We start from the raw sequence: 17,426 nt of genomic DNA, 5'->3' as shown, positions 1-17,426 counted from the left end.
CGTGATGGGTCTATTTGGGTCTGTTTGAGAGGGGAATCAGGCGGGACGCAGCGCGTCGTCGGGCAGCCAGAAGACCGCGCGGCCTTCCGGCGTGTCGCGCTCCTCGACGGCGACGGCCCGCAGCCGCGCACCGCGACACGGCCCGCCGACGCATTTGCCCGTGTCGGGCTCGTAGATCGCCCCGTGCGTCGCGCACATCAAGTATAGGCCCGAGCTTTCGAAGAACTGTCCCTCGTTCCAGTCCAGCTCCATCGGCACGTGGGCGCAGCGATTCAGATAACCGTGCGGCTTGCCGTCGTAGCGCACGAAGAAGACCACCGCGTCGCCGCTCGCTTCCGTCGCCGCAACGCGCACGCCCGCGCCGCCATCGACGAGTTCATCCGATGCGCATACGCGCACCGCGTCCCTTGCTGGCTCCGTCATGCGTGCTCCCGCAGCCATCCGGCGAGCGATGCGACGCTGTCCGCGCAGAACTGCGGCTTGAGCACGGCGAGCGAATCCGCCGGATGCGCGCCGTAGCCCACGCCGATGCCCGCCGCGCCGGCGTTGATCGCCATCTGCAGATCGTGCGTCGTGTCGCCGATCATCACCGTGCGCGCCAGATCCTGGCCGAGTTCGCGCGTGAGTTCGTGCAGCATCGCGGGATGCGGCTTGGAAAAGGTTTCGTCGGCGCAGCGCGTGCCGTCGAAGAGACTCGTGAGGCGCGACTCGTCGAGCGCGCGATTCAGCCCGACGCGGCTCTTGCCCGTCGCGACGCCGAGAAAATAGCCGAGATCACGAAGTTCCTGCAGCAGCTCGCGCACGCCGTCGAAGAGCTCGGTTTTCTGGCCCATCGTCAGGAAATGGAAGCGGTAGCGCTCGGCGAGACGCGGATAATCCGACGGATCGAGCGTCGGCGCGCAGATTTGCAGCGCGTCCTTCAGGCCGAGGCCGATCACGTAGCTCGCGGATTCATCGGCGGGAACCGGCAGGCCGAGGTCGCGGCACGCGGCCTGAATGCTGCGCGTGATGTGGGCGGTCGAATCCATCAGCGTGCCGTCCCAGTCGAAAACGATCAGATCGAATTGCTGCCGCGCCATTTAGTCTGTCTCTCGATTTTTCAATTGTTCGATGAATCGTTTGCATTCGGCGGGCAGCGGCGCTTCGAATTGCAGCGGCTCGCCTGTCGCGGGATGGGTTATCTTCAGACGAAATGCATGCAAAAACATGCGTTTGAGCGACGGTTTCGCGCTCGGACGGGCCAATTCCTTGTTCAGCGCGAAATCGCCGTATTTCGCATCACCCGCAATCGGCAGGCCGATGCTCGCCATGTGTACGCGAATCTGGTGTGTGCGGCCGGTCTTCAGTTCCGCTTCGAGCCACACGTAATCGCGCCAGCGCTCGATCAGATTGAAGACCGTATGCGACGGCAAGCCGTTTTCCTGGATGCGCACGCGCCGCTCGCCATCCGCCGCGACATACTTGTGCAGCGGCGCCTTCACGATGCGTCTGCGGCCCCAATCGCTCTGCCATTCGCCGTGACCGAGCGCGTAATAGCGCTTGTCGACACGATTCTCGCGAATCTGCTCGTGCAGATCGACCAGCGCCGCGCGCTTCTTGGCCAGCATCAGCACGCCGGACGTCTCCCGGTCCAGCCGATGCACCAGTTCGAGGAATTTCGCGTGCGGCCGCGCGTTGCGCAATTGCTCGATCACGCCGAACGCGACGCCGCTGCCGCCGTGCACCGCGACGCCCGACGGCTTGTCGATCACGACCAGATGGTCGTCCTCGAAGAGAATCGGGAACTCGGCGGCGGGCGCGTTCGACGACACCGGCGCCTCGTCCTGCTGCGCGGTGCGGATCGGCGGCACGCGCACGAGATCGCCCAGTTCCAGCCGGTACGCGGCGTCGATACGGCCCTTGTTCACGCGCACTTCGCCGCTGCGGAGAATGCGGTAAATATGGCTTTTCGGGACGCCCTTGCAGACGCGCAGCAGGAAATTGTCGATGCGCTGACCGGCGGCGGTCTCATCGACTTCGATCATCGAGACGTGTTCGCTTGCGACCTGCTTATGGGATGTTTTGCCTAACTCATTCATTCTGAATATAATTTGCGAACAGCCTGAAAAGGTCGAAGCTTAAGATCAAGCAACGGCCGAGAATGTTCAGACTGTACAGGTGCAAGCGATAAACCATCATTTTACTTGCGCCCAAGGTCGGTTGCTCACCCTGAAAATCGAGAGCAGCGAGTTGCACGCACGGCGATATCACCGGCAAGGACGGCGCCCACAGGCGCGTTCGGTCGAGTCGATCGCCGACGGTAACGGATTTTTGGTCAAAAAGAATTTTATCGGCGAGAAGCGACGGCGCCCGGCACAAAAGCCGGATGCCAGCCCGGATCGGCCCTGCCAGCGAGCGGGAGAAAAAGGCAAATCGACGCTCGCCGGTTTTGCGAACAACTGACGGCGAAAACCGCTGCTGCGCTGATTTCTGCGAAGCGCGACGACGCCGCAACGAGACGAGACACACGGCCGCGAGCCAACGGGAGCAATCCGGGCCCGCACTCGCGCCGGCGCGGCATGGCAGCAAAGAGGTTCGGTCACGAAGCATCGCGCCGGTTCGCGCGAGACCGCGCCTCCCCGCAGCCGCCGTTGGGAGGAATCAGGCTCTTGCAAAGAGCGCGGGTCGGTTCGGCGCGTCTATTTTGAGACGCGGAACCGCTGCGCCGCCCCATCCTCGCCACGAGCCGCGCGGCTTCGTGCGTCTCGCAGTTGCTTCGCATGTGCCCCACGACGTGGCCGCTCCAATCGAGCCCGCGCCTGCTTTCGGCAATTCTCCCGCCAGAAGTCCTGCTCCAGCGTGCTTTGTGACAACACACAAAAAGCGTGGCACGCCCACCTTCCCGCTTCGTGCGCGTGATGTATCGATCACCGGCGCCGACTCGCCCGACGAAGGAAAAGCGTAGCCGCTCTGGAGCCGTTTCATGAAACGCATGCTGTTTAACGCGACGCAGCAAGAAGAATTGCGCGTCGCCATCGTCGATGGGCAGAAGCTCATCGACATCGACATCGAAACCGCCGGGCGCGAACAGCGCAAAGGCAATATCTACAAGGGAGTCGTCACCCGCATCGAGCCGTCGCTCGAAGCCTGCTTCGTCAACTACGGCGAAGACCGCCACGGCTTTCTGCCGTTCAAGGAAGTCGCCCGCCAGTATTTCCGCGATGGCGTCGAGATGCGCTCCGCGCGCATCCAGGATGCGCTGCGCGAAGGCCAGGAACTGATCGTTCAGGTCGAGAAGGAAGAGCGCGGCAACAAGGGCGCGGCGCTGACCACGTTCATTTCGCTGGCCGGCCGTTACCTCGTGCTGATGCCGAACAACCCGCGCGGCGGCGGCGTGTCGCGCCGGATCGAGGGCGACGAACGGCAGGAACTGCGCGAAACCATGGCGCAGCTCGAACTGCCGGAAGGCATGAGCATCATCGCTCGCACGGCCGGGATCGGCCGTTCGGCGGAAGAGCTCCAGTGGGACCTGAACTACCTGATGCAACTCTGGCGCGCGATCGAAGCCGCGTCGCAGAGCGGCGTCGGCGGCCAGCCGATGCTCATTTATCTCGAATCGAGCCTCGTCATCCGCGCGATTCGCGACTACTTCCAGCCGGATATTGGCGAAATCCTCATCGACACGACCGAAATCCATGATCAGGCGCGCGCCTTCATGGATATCGTGATGCCCGACAACCTGCAAAAGGTGAAGCGCTATCACGACGACGTGCCGCTCTTCTCGCGCTTCCAGATCGAACACCAGATCGAAACCGCGTACTCGCGCACGGTGCCGCTGCCGTCGGGCGGCGCGATCGTGATCGATCACACCGAGGCGCTCGTCGCCATCGACGTGAACTCGGCGCGCGCGACCAAGGGCGCGGACATCGAGGAAACCGCCACGCGCACCAACCTCGAAGCCGCCGACGAAGTCGCGCGTCAGCTTCGTTTGCGCGATCTGGGCGGTCTGATCGTGATCGACTTCATCGACATGGAGTCGGCCAAGAGCCAGCGCGAAGTCGAGCAGCGCCTGAAAGACGCGCTCAAGCACGACCGCGCGCGCGTGCAAATGGGCAAGATTTCGCGTTTCGGTCTGATGGAGCTGTCGCGTCAGCGTCTGCGTCCGGCGCTGTCGGAAGGCAGCCACGTGACGTGCCCGCGCTGCAACGGCACCGGCCATATCCGCGATACCGAATCGTCCGCGCTGCAAGTGCTGCGGATCATTCAGGAAGAAGCGATGAAGGAAAACACCGCGGCGATCCATTGCCAGGTGCCGGTCGAGGTGACCGCCTTCCTGCTGAACGAGAAGCGCTCGGAAATCAACAAGATCGAGTCGCGCTTCAAGGTCAACGTCGTTCTGATCCCGAACAAGCATCTCGAAACGCCGCACTACAAGCTCGAACGCCTGCGTCACGACGATGCGCGTCTGGACGAGCCGCGCGCGTCGTGGAAGATGGCAGTCGAAGCGGCGAGCGAGCTCGAGTCCGAAACCGGCTACAGCAAACGCACCGAGGAAGTGAAGCCGAAGCAGGAAGCGGCGGTCAAGGGCATCACGCCCGAGAAGCCGGCGCCGAGCGCGCCGGTCAAGCCCGCGCCCGTCGAGGCTGCGCCCGCTCCGGCACCCGTGCCGGCGAGCGGCGGTTTCATCGCGTGGATCAAGAATCTGTTCGGCATTCAACCGCCGCAACCCGCTCCGGCCCCGGTCGAAGCGCAACCGGCGACGCGTGCACCGCGTGAACGCGGCGAGCGCACCGGCGGCGGCGATCGCAACCGTAACCGTCGCAGCGGTGGCGCCGGGCGTGAAGGCGCCGCTGCAGGCGCCACAACTGCTGGCAACGGCGCGAGCCGTCAGGGCGCGCGCCGCGAGGATCGCGAAGCGCGCGGCGGTCGTGAAGGACGCGAACTGCGCGAAGTGCGTGAGCCGCGCGAGGGTCGTGAAGCACGCGAACCTCGTGAAGCGCGCGAGCCGCGTGAACCACGTGACGCACGTGAGCCGCGCGAATCCCGTGACCGCAATGCGGAGCGCGCAGCGCGTCCGGAAGCGGCCGAGCGCCAGGAGCGCCGTGAGCGTCCCGAGCGCGGCGAGCGCGCGGAACGTGGTGAGCGCACCGAGCGCGGTGAACGCGCGGAACGTGGCGAGCGCCGCAAACCTCAGCCGGAGGCCGCCGTCGAGGCGCTGACGCAAGGCGAAACGGTGGCATCGGACATCGTCGAAACGGCGCAAGCCAACGCCGATGCGCAACTGGCCGGCTTCGATTCCGCCGCCGATCAGGCAGCAGCAGATGCGCGCGAAGGCGAAGAGCGTCGCCGCCGTCGCCGTGGCCGTCGTGGCGGCCGCCGCGAGCGCGACGAAGACGGCATGACGGTGAATCACGCAGCCGACGTCGCGGAAGCGGAAGGCGCGGCAGAAAGCGTCTCCGCGCAAGCCGGCGTGTTCGATGTCGAGGCCGCGCAGGAAGCGTCCGCACGTCGCGAAACCCGTCCTGTCCCGCCGCAGCCGGTCGAGCAGCCTGTTGTCGAGCCGGTCGGTCAGCAGATCGCGCAGCCGGCCGAAGCCGCGCCGCAGGAGCAGACGCCCGTCGCCGCCGAAGCAGCGCCGGTTGCCAAAACCGCCGAAGCCGAGCCGTTCGAACTGAAGGCGCAAACGCCCGAGCCGACGACGTTCGATCTCTTCGCCAAGCCCGCTGCGGCGCCAGCGGTCGAGAATCCGTTTGGTTCCGAACCGAAGGTTGCCGAAACGGCATCGGCTGACCCGTTCGCGCCTGTCGCAACGGAAGCGCCGAAGCCCGCCGTCGTCGAAGCGCCGGTTCAGCCCGCAGAACCGGCTCCGGTCGTCGCGATCGAACCCGTCGAGATCGCCGAACCGGTGAAGGCCGCCGCAGTCGCGCCTACGCCCGAGGCAACCATCGTCGAACCGGTGAAGCCGATCGAGCGCACCGAAGCTCAAGCGCCTGTCGTCGTGCAGGAGCCGGTCGCCGTCGTCGCGGAGCCGGTGAAGACCGCCGCGCCGGCCGCGCCCGCGACGTCGACGCCGATCGCCGTCGAAACCCTTCAGCCGATGCTGGAGCGCGCGGGCCTCGTCTGGGTCAACACCGACGAAGGCAAGCTGCGCGAGGCCAACGCCGCCGCGGCACGCGAACCGGCGACGGTGCGTGCGCCGCGCGAGCGCAAAGCGCTCCCGCCGGCCGACGCTACGCCGATGCAGCAAGTGGAAACGAGCAAGCACGCCCACTAAGCACACCCGGTAGAAGTGACGAACGCCATCGACTCCGGTCGGTGGCGTTTTTTTTTCGCCCGTATCGAACGAATACCTCGGGAAAACCGCGACTCCGTGTCAGTGCGTCTCCCAGCCCCGGTTCCGCTAAAATAGGACGTTAAATCCATCATTCGAACAAGGCCACCGAGGCCAAACCGCCCCCCGAGTCATCATGTCCCGACGCATCATTCCCCTCGCCGACGTCAGCGCGATTCCGGATTTCTCCGGCGCCGCGGCATCGCCGTCCGGACAGCTCACGGACACGCTCGCGCGACCGCTGCGCGACCTGCGCATCTCGGTGACGGACCGCTGCAACTTCCGCTGCGTCTACTGCATGCCGCGCGAAGTGTTCGACAAGCACTACCAGTTTCTCCCGCACGCCGCCCTGCTCTCGTTCGAGGAAATCGAACGGCTCGCGCGCGTGTTCGTCGCGCATGGCGTCGAGAAAATCCGCCTGACGGGCGGTGAGCCGCTCTTGCGCAAGAACATCGAATTCCTGATCGAGCGGCTTGCGACACTGCAGACGCCCGAAGGCCGCCCGCTCGATCTGACGCTCACGACGAACGGTTCGCTCCTCGCACGCAAGGCGCAGTCGTTGCGCGACGCGGGTCTGTCGCGCGTGACGGTCAGCCTGGACGCGCTAGACGATTCCCTCTTTCGCCGCATGAACGACGCCGATTTCGCGGTCGCCGACGTGCTGGACGGCATCGAAACCGCGCAAGCCGTCGGGCTCGATCCCATCAAGGTGAACATGGTCGTGAAGCGCGGCACGAACGATCAGGAGATCGTGCCGATGGCGCGTCACTTCAAAGGCAGCGGCGCGGTGCTGCGCTTCATCGAGTACATGGACGTCGGTGCGTCGAACGGCTGGAACATGAGCGAAGTGCTGCCGTCGGCGCAGGTGGTCGAGCGCATCGACGCTCATTTTCCGCTCGCGCCGCTGGAAGCGCACACGGCCGCCGAAACGGCGCAGCGCTGGGGCTATCGCGACGGCGGCGGTGAAATCGGCGTGATCTCCAGCGTCACGCGCGCGTTCTGCGGCTCCTGCACGCGCGCGCGGCTCTCGACGGAAGGCAAGCTCTATCTGTGCCTCTTCGCGGCATCCGGCCATGACCTGCGCGGCCTGATCCGCAACGGCGCGAGCGACGAGGACGTCGCCACCGCCATCGCCCGCATCTGGGAAGCGCGCGGCGACCGCTATTCGCAACTGCGCGGCAGCGCGTCGGCGCCGTCGCGCGAGAATGCGCCGCGCGTCGAGATGTCGTACATCGGCGGCTGAGCGCGGTGAGCCGCCCGTGCTGAACACTCATTCATCGTCGGATGTCACCGCGCTCGTGCTCGCGGGCGGGCGCGGCTCGCGCATGGGCGGCATCGACAAGGGCATGCAGCCGTTTCGCGGCGAACCGCTCGCGCAGCATGTGATGCGCCGCCTCGCGCCTCAGGCGGGCACGCTGCTGATCAGCGCGAATCGTTCCATCGAAGACTACGAACGCATCGGCGCGCCGTTCGGGGCGCGCGTCGTCGCGGACACGCGCGCGGATTATCCCGGGCCGCTCGCGGGCATCGCCGCCGCGCTGCGCGCCGCGGACACGGAGTGGGTCCTGACCGCGCCCTGCGACGCCCCTTTCGTCGATGAACATCTCGGCGCCGCATTGATGCACGCGCTCGACACGAACCGCGCCGACATTGCCTACGCCGCAACGGTCGATGCGTCGGGCGAAGTCATGGCGCATCCGGTTTTCGCGCTCCTGCGCCCGTCGCTCGCCGACGATCTCGACGCCTGGCTGGACGCCGGCGAACGCAAGGTCCGCGCGTGGTACGCGCGCCACAAGGCGGTGGAAGTCCAATTTCACGACGAACGCGCGTTTTACAATATCAATGATCTACAGCAGCTGGCCGAGCTGGAACGGCGCTGACTGTTCGCTCACGTCCGCCGTTGCGGCAATCGACGTTCGGGCGCTCAACCAACGCGCGGCCTCGTGGCTGCTTCTTCGCCGGACTCCGGCCACGATCCACGTCGATTCATGACCACGCCCAAGGAATTCTTCGCTTGCGTCGCCCACTACGATCCGAACGCGCTGCCCGTTGAAGCGGCGCAGGAAATCGTGCGTCAATGGGCGATGCCGCGCGGCCGTGACGATCAGGCCGAGCGCGTGGGCCTGCATGATGCGCTCGGCCGCGTGCTCGCCGAAGACGTGATCTCCCCCATCGACGTGCCCGCCTTCGACAACTCCGCGATGGACGGCTACGCGTTCGCAGGCGTTGCGCTCGCGGGCGGCGGCGCCACGCTCGATCTGTCTGTCGCGGGCACGGCGCTCGCCGGGCGTCCTTTTGCTTCGGCGCCGGGCGCGGACCAGTGCGTGCGCATCATGACGGGCGCGCTCATACCGCCGGGCTGCGACACGGTCGTGCCGCAGGAGCTGGTGACGCGCGAAGGCGACGCAATCCGTTTTTCCACCGCGAATCTCCGCGCGGGTCAGAATCGCCGTCTGTCTGGCGAAGATCTCGCGAAAGGCAAACCCGCGCTGCTTGCTGGCCGCATCGTGCGCGCATCCGATCTCGGCTTGCTCGCGTCGCTCGGCATCGGCGAAGTTGCGGTGCGAAAGCGCCTCACCGTCGCGTTCTTTTCAACGGGCGACGAATTGCGCTCGCTCGGCGAACCGCTCAGCCCCGGCAGCCTGTACGACAGCAACCGCTACACGCTCTTCGCGATGCTCGCGCGCCTTAACGTCGAAACGATCGACCTCGGCATCGTGCGCGACGACCGCGCGTCGCTCGAAAATGCGTTGCGCGATGCGACCGGGCGCGCGGATGTCGTCATCAGCTCGGGCGGCGTATCGGTCGGCGATGCGGATTTCACGCGCGAGCTGATGAATTCGCTCGGCGACGTCGCCTTCTGGAAGATCGCGATGCGCCCCGGCCGGCCGCTCGCGTTCGGACGCCTGTGGTCGGGCGAACGCGCGGGCGCGGGCAAGTCGGCGCTGTTCTTCGGCTTGCCGGGCAACCCGGTCGCCGTGATGGCGACGTTCTACTTCATCGTGCGCGAGGCGCTGCTGGCGATGTCCGGCGCGACGCGTCAGCCGCTCACCGCCATTCGCGCGAGCGCCGCCGAGCCGATCAAGAAACGCGCGGGCCGCACCGAGTTCCAGCGCGGCATCGCCACGCGTGACGGCGATGGCCGTTTTCGCGTCGTCACCACCGGCCCGCAAGGCTCCGGCGTGCTCAGCTCGATGAGTGAAGCCAATTGCTTCATCGTGCTCGAACACGAGCGCGGCGACATCGACGCCGGCGACGAAGTCGAAATCGTGCCGTTCGACGGCCTGATCTGACTGGCGCCGTAACGCGCGTCGCCACGACCAACATTCCTACATCGATAGACGGGGCTTTCCTTCCATGAAAAAGCAGATCTCATTCATTGCACCAGGACAGACCGCGAAGGCGCTGATCCTCGTGTACCTGACCTTCAGCGTGCCGATCGTGCTGCTCGGCGTCGTGGTCGCGTTCGTGCGCTACGGCTCCGTGGAAGTGAGCACCGTGACGAGCGCGCTGCTGCTGAACGCGATTCTCGGCTTCATTCTGCTGTGGATCGCGTGTCACGCGTACAACTGGGTGGCGTCGCGCTTCGGCGGTATCGAGATCGTGTTGTCCGATGCCCCGGAGGAAGCGTGAGCGCCGCCACGATTCGCGCGGCCACGCCCGCCGATGTCGCCGCGATCTTCGGCCTGATGTATGAGCTGGCCGAATTCGAGAAGCTCACGCATCTTTTCATCGCGACCGAAGAAGGTGTGCACGAGGCACTCTTCGGCACGCGTCCTGCCGCGGAAGCCCTCGTCGCGGAGCAGGATGGCGAAGTCGTGAGTTACGCGCTTTTCTTCCAGAACTTTTCGACCTTCCTCGGCAAGCGCGGCCTGTATCTCGAAGACCTGTACGTGCGTCCCTCGATGCGCGGCAGCGGCCTCGGCACGCTGATGCTGAAGCAGCTCGCCGCGCTCGCGATCGAGCGCCAGTGCGGGCGCTTCGAATGGTCGGTGCTCGACTGGAATCAGAACGCCATCGACTTCTACGAGAAGATGGGCGCGACGGTGCTGCCCGACTGGCGCATCGTGCGCGTAACCGGCGAACCGCTCGAACGCCTCGCCGGCTGAATCAGATGTCGTCGTCGCCTGCGGGCGATGACGCGTCCCCCAGCAGTCCTGCCGCCTGTTCTCCCGGCAGCGCCTCGACATCGCGCAGGCGCCGGTCCATCTGCCGCGTGCGCGTCTGCGCCGCTTCGATCGAGCGCGTGACGGTTTCGAGCTGCGATTTGGTCCGCGCCAGCACTTCGCCGAACTTGCCGAATTCGGTCTTCACCGCGCCCAGCACCTGCCACACCTCGCTCGAACGCTTCTCGATGGCCAGCGTGCGGAAGCCCATCTGCAGACTGTTGAGCAGCGCGGTCAACGTGGTCGGTCCGGCAATGGTCACGCGATATTCGCGCTGCAGCGCGTCGCTCAGGCCCGGGCGGCGCAGCACTTCCGCGTAGAGTCCTTCGGTCGGCAGGAACAGCAGCGCGAAATCGGTCGTGTGCGGCGGCGCGACGTACTTCTGCGCGATCGACTTCGCCTCCGCGCGCAAGCGGCCTTCGAGCGCGCGAGACGCGTTCTCGACCGCGACCAGATCCGCGCGCTCCTGCGCATCGATCAGGCGCTCGTAGTCCTCGCGCGGAAACTTCGCGTCGATGGGCAGCCACACGGGCGTGGCCGGATCGCCCGGCGCGCCCGGCGCATCGTGACGGCCGGGCAGGCGGATTGCGAACTCCACACGCTCGTTGCTTTTCGGTATCGTCGCGACGTTCTTCGCGTACTGGTCCGGCGTAAGCAACTGTTCCAGCAGCGATTCCAGTTGCACCTCGCCCCAGATGCCGCGCGTCTTGACGTTGGTCAGCACCTTTTTCAGATCGCCGACACCGGCAGCGAGCGTCTGCATTTCGCCGAGCCCGCGATGCACCTGCTCCAGCCGGTCCGACACGAGCTTGAACGATTCGCCCAGGCGCTGTTCGAGCGTCGCGTGCAACTTCTCGTCGACGGTCCGGCGCATCTCGTCGAGCTTCGTCGCGTTGTTCGCCTCGATGTCCTTCAGGCGCGCTTCAAGCGTCGCGCGCACTTCGCCGAGCCGCCGCTCGTTCGCCTCCGACATTTGCGACAGATGCAGCGACATCGAATCCGCGAAGCGCTTCAACGCGTTGCCCTGATCCTCGCGCGCCTGCTGGCTCTGTTGCGCGAGTTGCTGCGCGAGCGCGTCGAACTGCGCGTTCTGCACGCTCGACGTGCTCGCCAGTTGCGTCGCGAGCGTCTGATGGAATTGCGTGAATCCGCTCTGCGATTCCATGCGCGACACGCGCGCGCTCTCCGCGATATCGCCGCGCAAGCCCCGTTCGAGCCGCTCCTGCGCGCGCGTGTGCGCTTCGCCCATATCGTTGACGCGATCGGTGAGCGCTTCGAATTCGTCGATGATGAGCGCGTTCGAATGCCGCCGCATCATCATGACGAGCGCGACGAGCACGACCACCAGCGCAATCGCCAACAGCGCGACCGCGCCAACCAGCATTTCCGTCATGTCTTGAGTACGTCCGGATTGATCGGGTTCGGCGGATTGCCGGCGCGCGGGCCTTCGCCCAGCGCGGCGATGAGATTGTCCGCCGCGAGATTCGCCATTGCGCGGCGCGTGGCCTCGGTCGCGCTCGCGATGTGCGGCGTCAGTACGACATTGTCGAGCAGCATGAAATCCGGATTGAAGTTCGGCTCGCCCTCGAAGACGTCGATGCCCGCCGCCGCGATGCGCTTCTCGCGCAACGCGACGATCAGCGCCGCGTCATCGACGATACCGCCGCGCGCGATGTTGGTGAGCGTCGCCGTCGGTTTCATCAGCGCGAGTTCGGCCGCGCCGATCGTGTGATGGTTCTCCTTCGTGTACGGCAGCACGAGCACGACATGATCCGCGCGCCTGAGCAGATCGTCCTTCGATGCATATTCGGCGTTCAGTTCGGCTTCGATCTCCGGCGCGACCCGCGAGCGGTTGTGATAAATCACGCGCATATTGAAGCCACCCGCCCGCCGCGCGAGCGCCTGACCGATGCGCCCCATGCCGATCACGCCGAGCGTCGAGCCGTAGACATCGGCGCCGAGGAACGAATCGAAGGACCATTTCTGCCACTTGCCGGCGCGCAGATAGTGCTCCGATTCGGTGACGCGGCGCGCCGCCGCCATCATCAGCGCCCAGCCGAAGTCGGCGGTGGTTTCGTTCAGCACGTTCGGCGTATTGGTGCCGAGCACCTTGTGCGCGTCGAACGCCTTCATGTCGAAGTTGTTGTAACCCACCGCCATGTTCGCGACCACTTTCAGGTTCGGCGCGCCCGTCAGTTCCTGCTCGCCCACCCATTCGCCGGCGGTGAACGCGCCGTCCTTGTCGGCGAGACGCAGCGCGAATTCTTCCTGCGGGAGCACGTCGCCGAGGTTCGCGTCGACATCGAAATACTGTTTCAGGCGCTCGATCACATCGGGAAAGGTGGGACGCGCGACAAGTACCTTCTTCATCGATTGCTCCTAGAAAAATAGCCAGCCCAGAACGGCGAACAGCGGCACCAGCACCGCGCCCGACCACGCCATATAGCCGAAGAAACTCGGCATGCGCACGCCGCGTGATTCGGCGATCGCCTTCACCATGAAATTCGGCGCATTGCCGATATACGTATTCGCGCCCATGAAGACCGCGCCCGCGGAGATGGCGGCGAGCGTGGTGGCATCGGTGGTCATGAGCGTACGGGCGTCGCCGCCCGCGAGATTGAAGAAAACGAGATAGGTCGGCGCGTTGTCGAGAAACGAGGACAGCAGGCCGGTCGCCCAGAAATAGGCCATGTCGACAGGCTTGCCGTTCGCATCCGATACCGCGCGCGCGATGCCCGCGAACGCGCCCGCCTCGCCCGCGCGCAGGATCGTGATGACCGGCGCGATGGTGATGAAGATCGCGGCGAAAAGCTTCGCCACTTCCACGATGGGCGCCCAGTCGAACGCGTTGCCCGCACGCGCGCTTTTCGGCGTGAGCGCGAGCGAGGCCAGCAGCACGGCGGCGAGCAGCACGTCGCGCACGAGATTCTGCAACTGGACGTGCGTGCCGAACACATCGAACGCGATACCCGGCTTCCAGATGCCGCTCATCAGTACGAGCGCGACGATCGCCGCGAGCAGCGCGAAGTTGATCTTGCCGTCGATGCCGAGCGGCGGCGTGTCGGGCGTCGGATCGAGAAACGCGGATCGCGCGTCGTGCCTGCGCCAGTAGTGGCTGTCGAGTACGTAGAACACGGCGAGCAGCGCGGCGCAGACGAACAGCATCGGCAGCGCGAGATGCAGCGTCGTCCAGAAAAAGCCGACGCCGTTCAGAAAGCCGAGGAAGAGCGGCGGATCGCCGAGCGGCGTGAGTGAGCCGCCCGCATTCGCGACGAGAAAGATGAAGAATACGACGACATGCACGACATGCTTGCGGTTGTCGTTCGCGCGCAGAAGCGGACGAATCAGCAGCATGGCCGCGCCCGTCGTGCCCATGATGCTCGCGAGCGCGGTGCCGAGCGCGAGCAGTCCGGTATTGAGACGCGGCGAGCCGTGCAGATTGCCGCGCACGCAGATACCGCCCGCCACGGTATATAGCGCGGCTAGCAGGATGATGAAGGGCACGTACTCTTCGAGCATCGCGTGGACCAGCACGCTGCCCGCCGTGCCGGGGCCGAATACGAGCGCGAACGGCGCGAGAAACGCGAGCGTCCAGACTGCCGCGATCTTGCCGAAATGGTGATGCCAGAGCTTCGGCGCGACGAGCGGGAACACGGCGATGGAAAGCAGGACGCCGATGAACGGAATGCCCCACGTTGCCGGTAGCGTCGCGCCATCGGGCGTCGCCGCGACGGCGGGCGCGGCGATCAGCGCGAGCACGGCAGAAACGAAACGCCGCATCGGACTCAGGCTCCGCGCACGACGATCACATGCACGCGATACGGCCCATGCGCCCCGAGCACGATGGTCTGTTCGATATCGCCGGTACGCGACGGCCCTGACACGAAGTTCACGGCGCGCGGCAACTCGCCACGTTCGGCGCGCATCAACGCGAACGCGTCCTCATGCGCGGCGACGATGCGCGATGCCGGCACGATCGCGATATGCGTCTGCGGCAGCAGCGCGCCGGACGCGGGTGTCTCGACGCCGGACAGCAGCACGAGCGAACCGGTTTCAGCCGTCGCGCAAAAGCAGCCGGTGATGCCGACGAGATCGGCGTCGGCAGGTTTGCGCAGCGCCGCCTGAAGGCCCGCTTGGCGCCAGGGCAGATCACCAAGCGCGGGCCACGCGACGACATCGGTGGAAAGGTTCAGCGACTGTAGATAGCGCGCGGCTTCGGCGGGCGCGTCCGCAAGGGATTCGACTTCGGCGACGGTCGTGGAGAGACGCTCCGCTTCGAGCGTGAAGCGCGCGATGAGTTCGTCGCGCGTCTGAGGCAACGGCGGACGCGGACCCGCCGGATGCCGTTCGACATACTCCTGCGCCGCCGCGCGCTCGGCTTCCGTGGGCGTGCCGCGGCGGCCCTGCGCGCTGCGAATGCGCGCGAGAATATTGCGGCGCGCGGCCGATGTGTCCATGGTGCCGTCCTCGTGATTGCGTGCTTGAGATTCGTGCGCGCCGGATTGATCCACGACGCGTCCGAATTATAGCCAGCGCCCTTCGCGCATGAACCTCAGCCGAGTGGCATAGGCCGAATGCACGAACGCGCGCGCAGACAATGGATCAGTCGTCGCCTACCGGCTGCTCGATGCCGAACACCTGACGCAGATACGCGAGGTACGCCTTGTCGTCGCACATGTTCTTGCCGGGCGAATCCGACAGCTTCGCGACCGGCTGTCCGTTGCAGCGGACCATCTTGACGACGATCTGCAGCGGCTGATAGCCGAGGTCGTTGGTGAGATTCGTGCCGACGCCGAACGCCAGCTGACAGCGCCCGCGGAAGCGCTCGTACAACTGCAGCACCCGGGGGATGTCGAGCGCATCGGAAAAGACCAGCACCTTCGTGCGCGGATCGCAGCGATTATCCTCGTAATGCCGGATGAGGCGTTCGCCCCAGTCGAAGGGATCGCCGGAATCGTGGCGCGCGCCGTCGAACAGCTTGCAGAAGTACATATCGAAGTCGCGCAGGAACGCCTTCATGCCGTAGACATCCGACAGCGCGATCCCGAGGTCGCCGCGATATTCTTTCGCCCACATCTCGAAGCCGAAGATCTGCGAGTCGCGCAGGCGCGGACCTAACGCCTGACACGCCTGCAAGTATTCGTGCGCCATCGTGCCGAGCGGCCGCAGGCCGTGCTTCATCGCGTAGAAGACGTTGCTGGTGCCGGCGAACTGCGCGCCGAGCCTCTCCTTCAACGTCAGCACGACTTCCTCGTGCCACTGCCCCGAAAAGCGGCGGCGCGTGCCGTAATCGGCGATCTTGCAGTCCGAGTATTCGGGCGGCGTGGCGAGCAGCTTGATCTTCTCGCGCAGGCGCTCGCGGCCGGTTTCGTACTCCGGTTTGCGCTGCGTGTTGCGAAAATAGACCTCGTTGACGATCGCGAGCACCGGGATCTCGAAGAGAATCGTGTGCAGCCACGGCCCTTCGATCTCGATATCGATTTCGCCGTTTTTCTTCGGCGACGGCGCGATGCGGATGGACTTCTCGTTCAGATGAAAGAGCGCGAGGAAATCGATGAAGTCGCTCTTCATGAACCGCATGCGCCGCAGATAATCCAGTTCCTCTTCCCTGAAGCGCAAATTGCAGAGCTGACGAATCTCGTCGCGAATCTCGTCGATGTACGGCACGAGATCGACGTTCGGCGTGCGGCAACGGAAGCGATATTCGACGTGCGCCGCGGGAAAGTGATGCAGGACGACCTGCATCATGGTGAACTTGTAGAGGTCGGTGTCGAGCAGCGAATTGATGATCATGGTTCTGACTGGAACATCCACGCGAATTGACCGCGCGCTTTGCCTCGTGCCTTTGGCTCGCGCGCGCCTTCATGCCTTTGGGGCCATGTTACCCGAATGCGCGCGACGGCATGACCCATGCCTCACCCTTTTACGAAGCCGCGCATACATACATCACGAATCGATATAAAGGGGGCGTCGCGCGGCTCGCGCCCGCTTTTATCGTTACGCTACAATATGCGTTTCGGCACGCGCACCTCCCGGCCCATGTAGCCGCCCAGGGCGCCGCCCCCACGAATTCCGCATGCAGGAGCCTGAATGACTCACGTTGTGACCGAAAGCTGCATCAAGTGCAAGTACACCGATTGCGTGGACGTGTGCCCGGTGGATTGCTTCCGCGAAGGTCCCAACTTTCTCGCGATCGATCCGGACGAGTGCATCGACTGCGCCGTCTGCGTGGCCGAGTGCCCGGTCAATGCAATTTACGCCGAAGAAGACGTGCCCGGCGACCAGCAGCATTTCACCGAGCTGAACGCCGACCTCGCGCGTAACTGGCCGAGCATCACGAAGACGAAGGGCTCGCTGCCCGAAGCGGACGAATTCAAGGACGTGAAGGACAAGCTGAATCTGCTCGAGCGTTGATTCGGGCTGTCGCATTGCGCGTTGTTACGGTTTGCAAAAAATGCTTATCCAATGAAGATTGAGCGTTGACACGGTAATCGTGGCCCCCTATAATTTCGCTTCTCTGCTGTAGATGTTCCCCGATAGCTCAGTCGGTAGAGCGCCGGACTGTTAATCCGTAGGTCCCTGGTTCGAGCCCAGGTCGGGGAGCCAAAAACTCCAGCAAGTCGGTTTCAAAAGAACCCAGTTAATCGGCTGGGTTTTTTATTTCAGTTGCAGATGTGTAGTTGTTCCCCGATAGCTCAGTCGGTAGAGCGCCGGACTGTTAATCCGTAGGTCCCTGGTTCGAGCCCAGGTCGGGGAGCCAAAAACTCCAGCAAGTCGGTTTCAAAAGAACCCAGTTAATCGGCTGGGTTTTTTATTTCAGTTGCAGATGTGTAGTTGTTCCCCGATAGCTCAGTCGGTAGAGCGCCGGACTGTTAATCCGTAGGTCCCTGGTTCGAGCCCAGGTCGGGGAGCCAAAAGCTCCTGTCAAAAAGCCCAGTCATGCGACTGGG

General features: G+C 64.9%; 16 protein-coding genes and 3 tRNA genes. 10 read left to right on the top strand and 9 right to left on the bottom strand.

Features of this window, described 5'->3' with window-relative positions:
* Positions 1-36: 36 nt before the first annotated feature.
* Genes AWB80_RS32560 through AWB80_RS43575 form a run of 4 tightly spaced genes read right to left on the bottom strand, consistent with a single transcriptional unit; the run spans position 37 to position 2,508 of the window.
* Complete coding sequence (locus AWB80_RS32560) at positions 37-423, bottom strand: Rieske (2Fe-2S) protein (protein WP_061178787.1); 387 nt, start codon at positions 421-423, stop codon at positions 37-39.
* Positions 420-1,079 (bottom strand): HAD-IA family hydrolase, encoded by a 660-nt coding sequence (locus tag AWB80_RS32555; RefSeq protein ID WP_061120532.1) that lies wholly within the window; start codon positions 1,077-1,079, stop codon positions 420-422. Before AWB80_RS32555 ends, AWB80_RS32560 begins: the two co-directional genes overlap by 4 nt.
* Positions 1,080-2,078 carry a 23S rRNA pseudouridine(955/2504/2580) synthase RluC gene (gene rluC / locus AWB80_RS32550; RefSeq protein WP_061178786.1) on the bottom strand — a complete coding sequence of 333 codons (999 nt, stop codon included), beginning with the start codon at positions 2,076-2,078 and terminating at the stop codon, positions 1,080-1,082.
* A complete protein-coding gene (locus AWB80_RS43575; protein ID WP_143328182.1) occupies positions 2,071-2,508 on the bottom strand; it encodes a hypothetical protein in 438 nt (145 codons plus the stop codon). The genes rluC and AWB80_RS43575 overlap by 8 nt, the downstream gene beginning before the upstream one ends.
* Positions 2,509-2,962: 454 nt before the next feature.
* Here AWB80_RS43575 and AWB80_RS32545 point away from each other — a divergent pair, with 454 nt between their 5' ends.
* The 6 genes from AWB80_RS32545 to AWB80_RS32520 all read left to right on the top strand — a co-directional run bounded on the left by AWB80_RS32545 (position 2,963) and on the right by AWB80_RS32520 (position 10,419).
* Positions 2,963-6,253, top strand: a complete 3,291-nt coding sequence (locus AWB80_RS32545) for an Rne/Rng family ribonuclease (protein WP_061178785.1) — start codon at positions 2,963-2,965, stop codon at positions 6,251-6,253.
* Between the two features lie 193 nt (positions 6,254-6,446).
* Entirely contained in the window at positions 6,447-7,553 is a 1,107-nt protein-coding gene (gene moaA, locus AWB80_RS32540; protein ID WP_061178784.1) for a GTP 3',8-cyclase MoaA, read from the top strand.
* A gap of 82 nt (positions 7,554-7,635) precedes the next feature.
* Complete coding sequence (gene mobA, locus AWB80_RS32535) at positions 7,636-8,190, top strand: molybdenum cofactor guanylyltransferase MobA (protein ID WP_061178813.1); 555 nt, start codon at positions 7,636-7,638, stop codon at positions 8,188-8,190.
* Between the two features lie 108 nt (positions 8,191-8,298).
* Positions 8,299-9,603 (top strand): molybdopterin molybdotransferase MoeA, encoded by a 1,305-nt coding sequence (gene moeA, locus AWB80_RS32530; protein WP_061178783.1) that lies wholly within the window; start codon positions 8,299-8,301, stop codon positions 9,601-9,603.
* 64 nt (positions 9,604-9,667) lie between these two features.
* Positions 9,668-9,943, top strand: coding sequence for a hypothetical protein (locus tag AWB80_RS32525; protein WP_008342276.1), 276 nt, complete (start codon positions 9,668-9,670; stop codon positions 9,941-9,943).
* A 56-nt stretch (positions 9,944-9,999) separates the two neighbouring features.
* The gene (locus AWB80_RS32520; RefSeq protein WP_061178812.1) at positions 10,000-10,419 is read left to right on the top strand and encodes a GNAT family N-acetyltransferase; all 420 of its coding nucleotides are present in this window, start codon (positions 10,000-10,002) and stop codon (positions 10,417-10,419) included.
* Position 10,420: 1 nt separating this feature from the next.
* On the opposite strand, the gene AWB80_RS32515 is transcribed toward AWB80_RS32520, so the two are convergent.
* The 5 genes from AWB80_RS32515 to pncB all read right to left on the bottom strand — a co-directional run bounded on the left by AWB80_RS32515 (position 10,421) and on the right by pncB (position 16,269).
* Positions 10,421-11,869 (bottom strand): DNA recombination protein RmuC, encoded by a 1,449-nt coding sequence (locus AWB80_RS32515; protein ID WP_061178782.1) that lies wholly within the window; start codon positions 11,867-11,869, stop codon positions 10,421-10,423.
* Positions 11,866-12,846 carry a 2-hydroxyacid dehydrogenase gene (locus AWB80_RS32510; RefSeq protein ID WP_061178781.1) on the bottom strand — a complete coding sequence of 327 codons (981 nt, stop codon included), beginning with the start codon at positions 12,844-12,846 and terminating at the stop codon, positions 11,866-11,868. Before AWB80_RS32510 ends, AWB80_RS32515 begins: the two co-directional genes overlap by 4 nt.
* A gap of 9 nt (positions 12,847-12,855) precedes the next feature.
* Positions 12,856-14,256, bottom strand: coding sequence for a sodium:proton antiporter (locus tag AWB80_RS32505; RefSeq protein WP_061178780.1), 1,401 nt, complete (start codon positions 14,254-14,256; stop codon positions 12,856-12,858).
* A gap of 5 nt (positions 14,257-14,261) precedes the next feature.
* Complete coding sequence (locus AWB80_RS32500) at positions 14,262-14,933, bottom strand: LutC/YkgG family protein (protein ID WP_061178811.1); 672 nt, start codon at positions 14,931-14,933, stop codon at positions 14,262-14,264.
* A 145-nt stretch (positions 14,934-15,078) separates the two neighbouring features.
* A complete protein-coding gene (gene pncB / locus AWB80_RS32495; RefSeq protein WP_061178779.1) occupies positions 15,079-16,269 on the bottom strand; it encodes a nicotinate phosphoribosyltransferase in 1,191 nt (396 codons plus the stop codon).
* A 297-nt stretch (positions 16,270-16,566) separates the two neighbouring features.
* Here pncB and fdxA point away from each other — a divergent pair, with 297 nt between their 5' ends.
* The 4 genes from fdxA to AWB80_RS32475 all read left to right on the top strand — a co-directional run bounded on the left by fdxA (position 16,567) and on the right by AWB80_RS32475 (position 17,390).
* Positions 16,567-16,890, top strand: a complete 324-nt coding sequence (fdxA, locus tag AWB80_RS32490) for a ferredoxin FdxA (RefSeq protein ID WP_035501717.1) — start codon at positions 16,567-16,569, stop codon at positions 16,888-16,890.
* A gap of 116 nt (positions 16,891-17,006) precedes the next feature.
* Positions 17,007-17,082: transfer RNA gene (locus AWB80_RS32485), tRNA-Asn, on the top strand.
* A 78-nt stretch (positions 17,083-17,160) separates the two neighbouring features.
* Positions 17,161-17,236 (top strand) — tRNA-Asn (locus AWB80_RS32480).
* A gap of 78 nt (positions 17,237-17,314) precedes the next feature.
* A tRNA-Asn gene (locus AWB80_RS32475) sits at positions 17,315-17,390 on the top strand.
* Positions 17,391-17,426: the final 36 nt, after the last annotated feature.

The organism is Caballeronia pedi (genome assembly GCF_001544915.2).
Taxonomy (GTDB): Bacteria; Pseudomonadota; Gammaproteobacteria; order Burkholderiales; family Burkholderiaceae; genus Caballeronia; species Caballeronia pedi.
Note: the sequence above shows the minus strand (reverse complement) of the source record. Positions and strands in the feature narration are given on the sequence as shown.

Bases quoted from the DNA above. Each gene is read 5' to 3' on its own strand.
- AWB80_RS32560 (WP_061178787.1), bottom strand. From the start codon at position 423: ATGACGGAGCCAGCAAGGGACGCGGTGCGCGTATGCGCATCGGATGAA.
- AWB80_RS32555 (WP_061120532.1), bottom strand. From the start codon at position 1,079: ATGGCGCGGCAGCAATTCGATCTGATCGTTTTCGACTGGGACGGCACG.
- rluC (WP_061178786.1), bottom strand. From the start codon at position 2,078: ATGAATGAGTTAGGCAAAACATCCCATAAGCAGGTCGCAAGCGAACAC.
- AWB80_RS32545 (WP_061178785.1), top strand. From the start codon at position 2,963: ATGAAACGCATGCTGTTTAACGCGACGCAGCAAGAAGAATTGCGCGTC.
- moaA (WP_061178784.1), top strand. From the start codon at position 6,447: ATGTCCCGACGCATCATTCCCCTCGCCGACGTCAGCGCGATTCCGGAT.
- mobA (WP_061178813.1), top strand. From the start codon at position 7,636: ATGGGCGGCATCGACAAGGGCATGCAGCCGTTTCGCGGCGAACCGCTC.
- moeA (WP_061178783.1), top strand. From the start codon at position 8,299: ATGACCACGCCCAAGGAATTCTTCGCTTGCGTCGCCCACTACGATCCG.
- AWB80_RS32525 (WP_008342276.1), top strand. From the start codon at position 9,668: ATGAAAAAGCAGATCTCATTCATTGCACCAGGACAGACCGCGAAGGCG.
- AWB80_RS32520 (WP_061178812.1), top strand. From the start codon at position 10,000: ATGTATGAGCTGGCCGAATTCGAGAAGCTCACGCATCTTTTCATCGCG.
- AWB80_RS32515 (WP_061178782.1), bottom strand. From the start codon at position 11,869: ATGACGGAAATGCTGGTTGGCGCGGTCGCGCTGTTGGCGATTGCGCTG.
- AWB80_RS32510 (WP_061178781.1), bottom strand. From the start codon at position 12,846: ATGAAGAAGGTACTTGTCGCGCGTCCCACCTTTCCCGATGTGATCGAG.
- AWB80_RS32505 (WP_061178780.1), bottom strand. From the start codon at position 14,256: ATGCGGCGTTTCGTTTCTGCCGTGCTCGCGCTGATCGCCGCGCCCGCC.
- AWB80_RS32500 (WP_061178811.1), bottom strand. From the start codon at position 14,933: ATGGACACATCGGCCGCGCGCCGCAATATTCTCGCGCGCATTCGCAGC.
- pncB (WP_061178779.1), bottom strand. From the start codon at position 16,269: ATGATCATCAATTCGCTGCTCGACACCGACCTCTACAAGTTCACCATG.
- fdxA (WP_035501717.1), top strand. From the start codon at position 16,567: ATGACTCACGTTGTGACCGAAAGCTGCATCAAGTGCAAGTACACCGAT.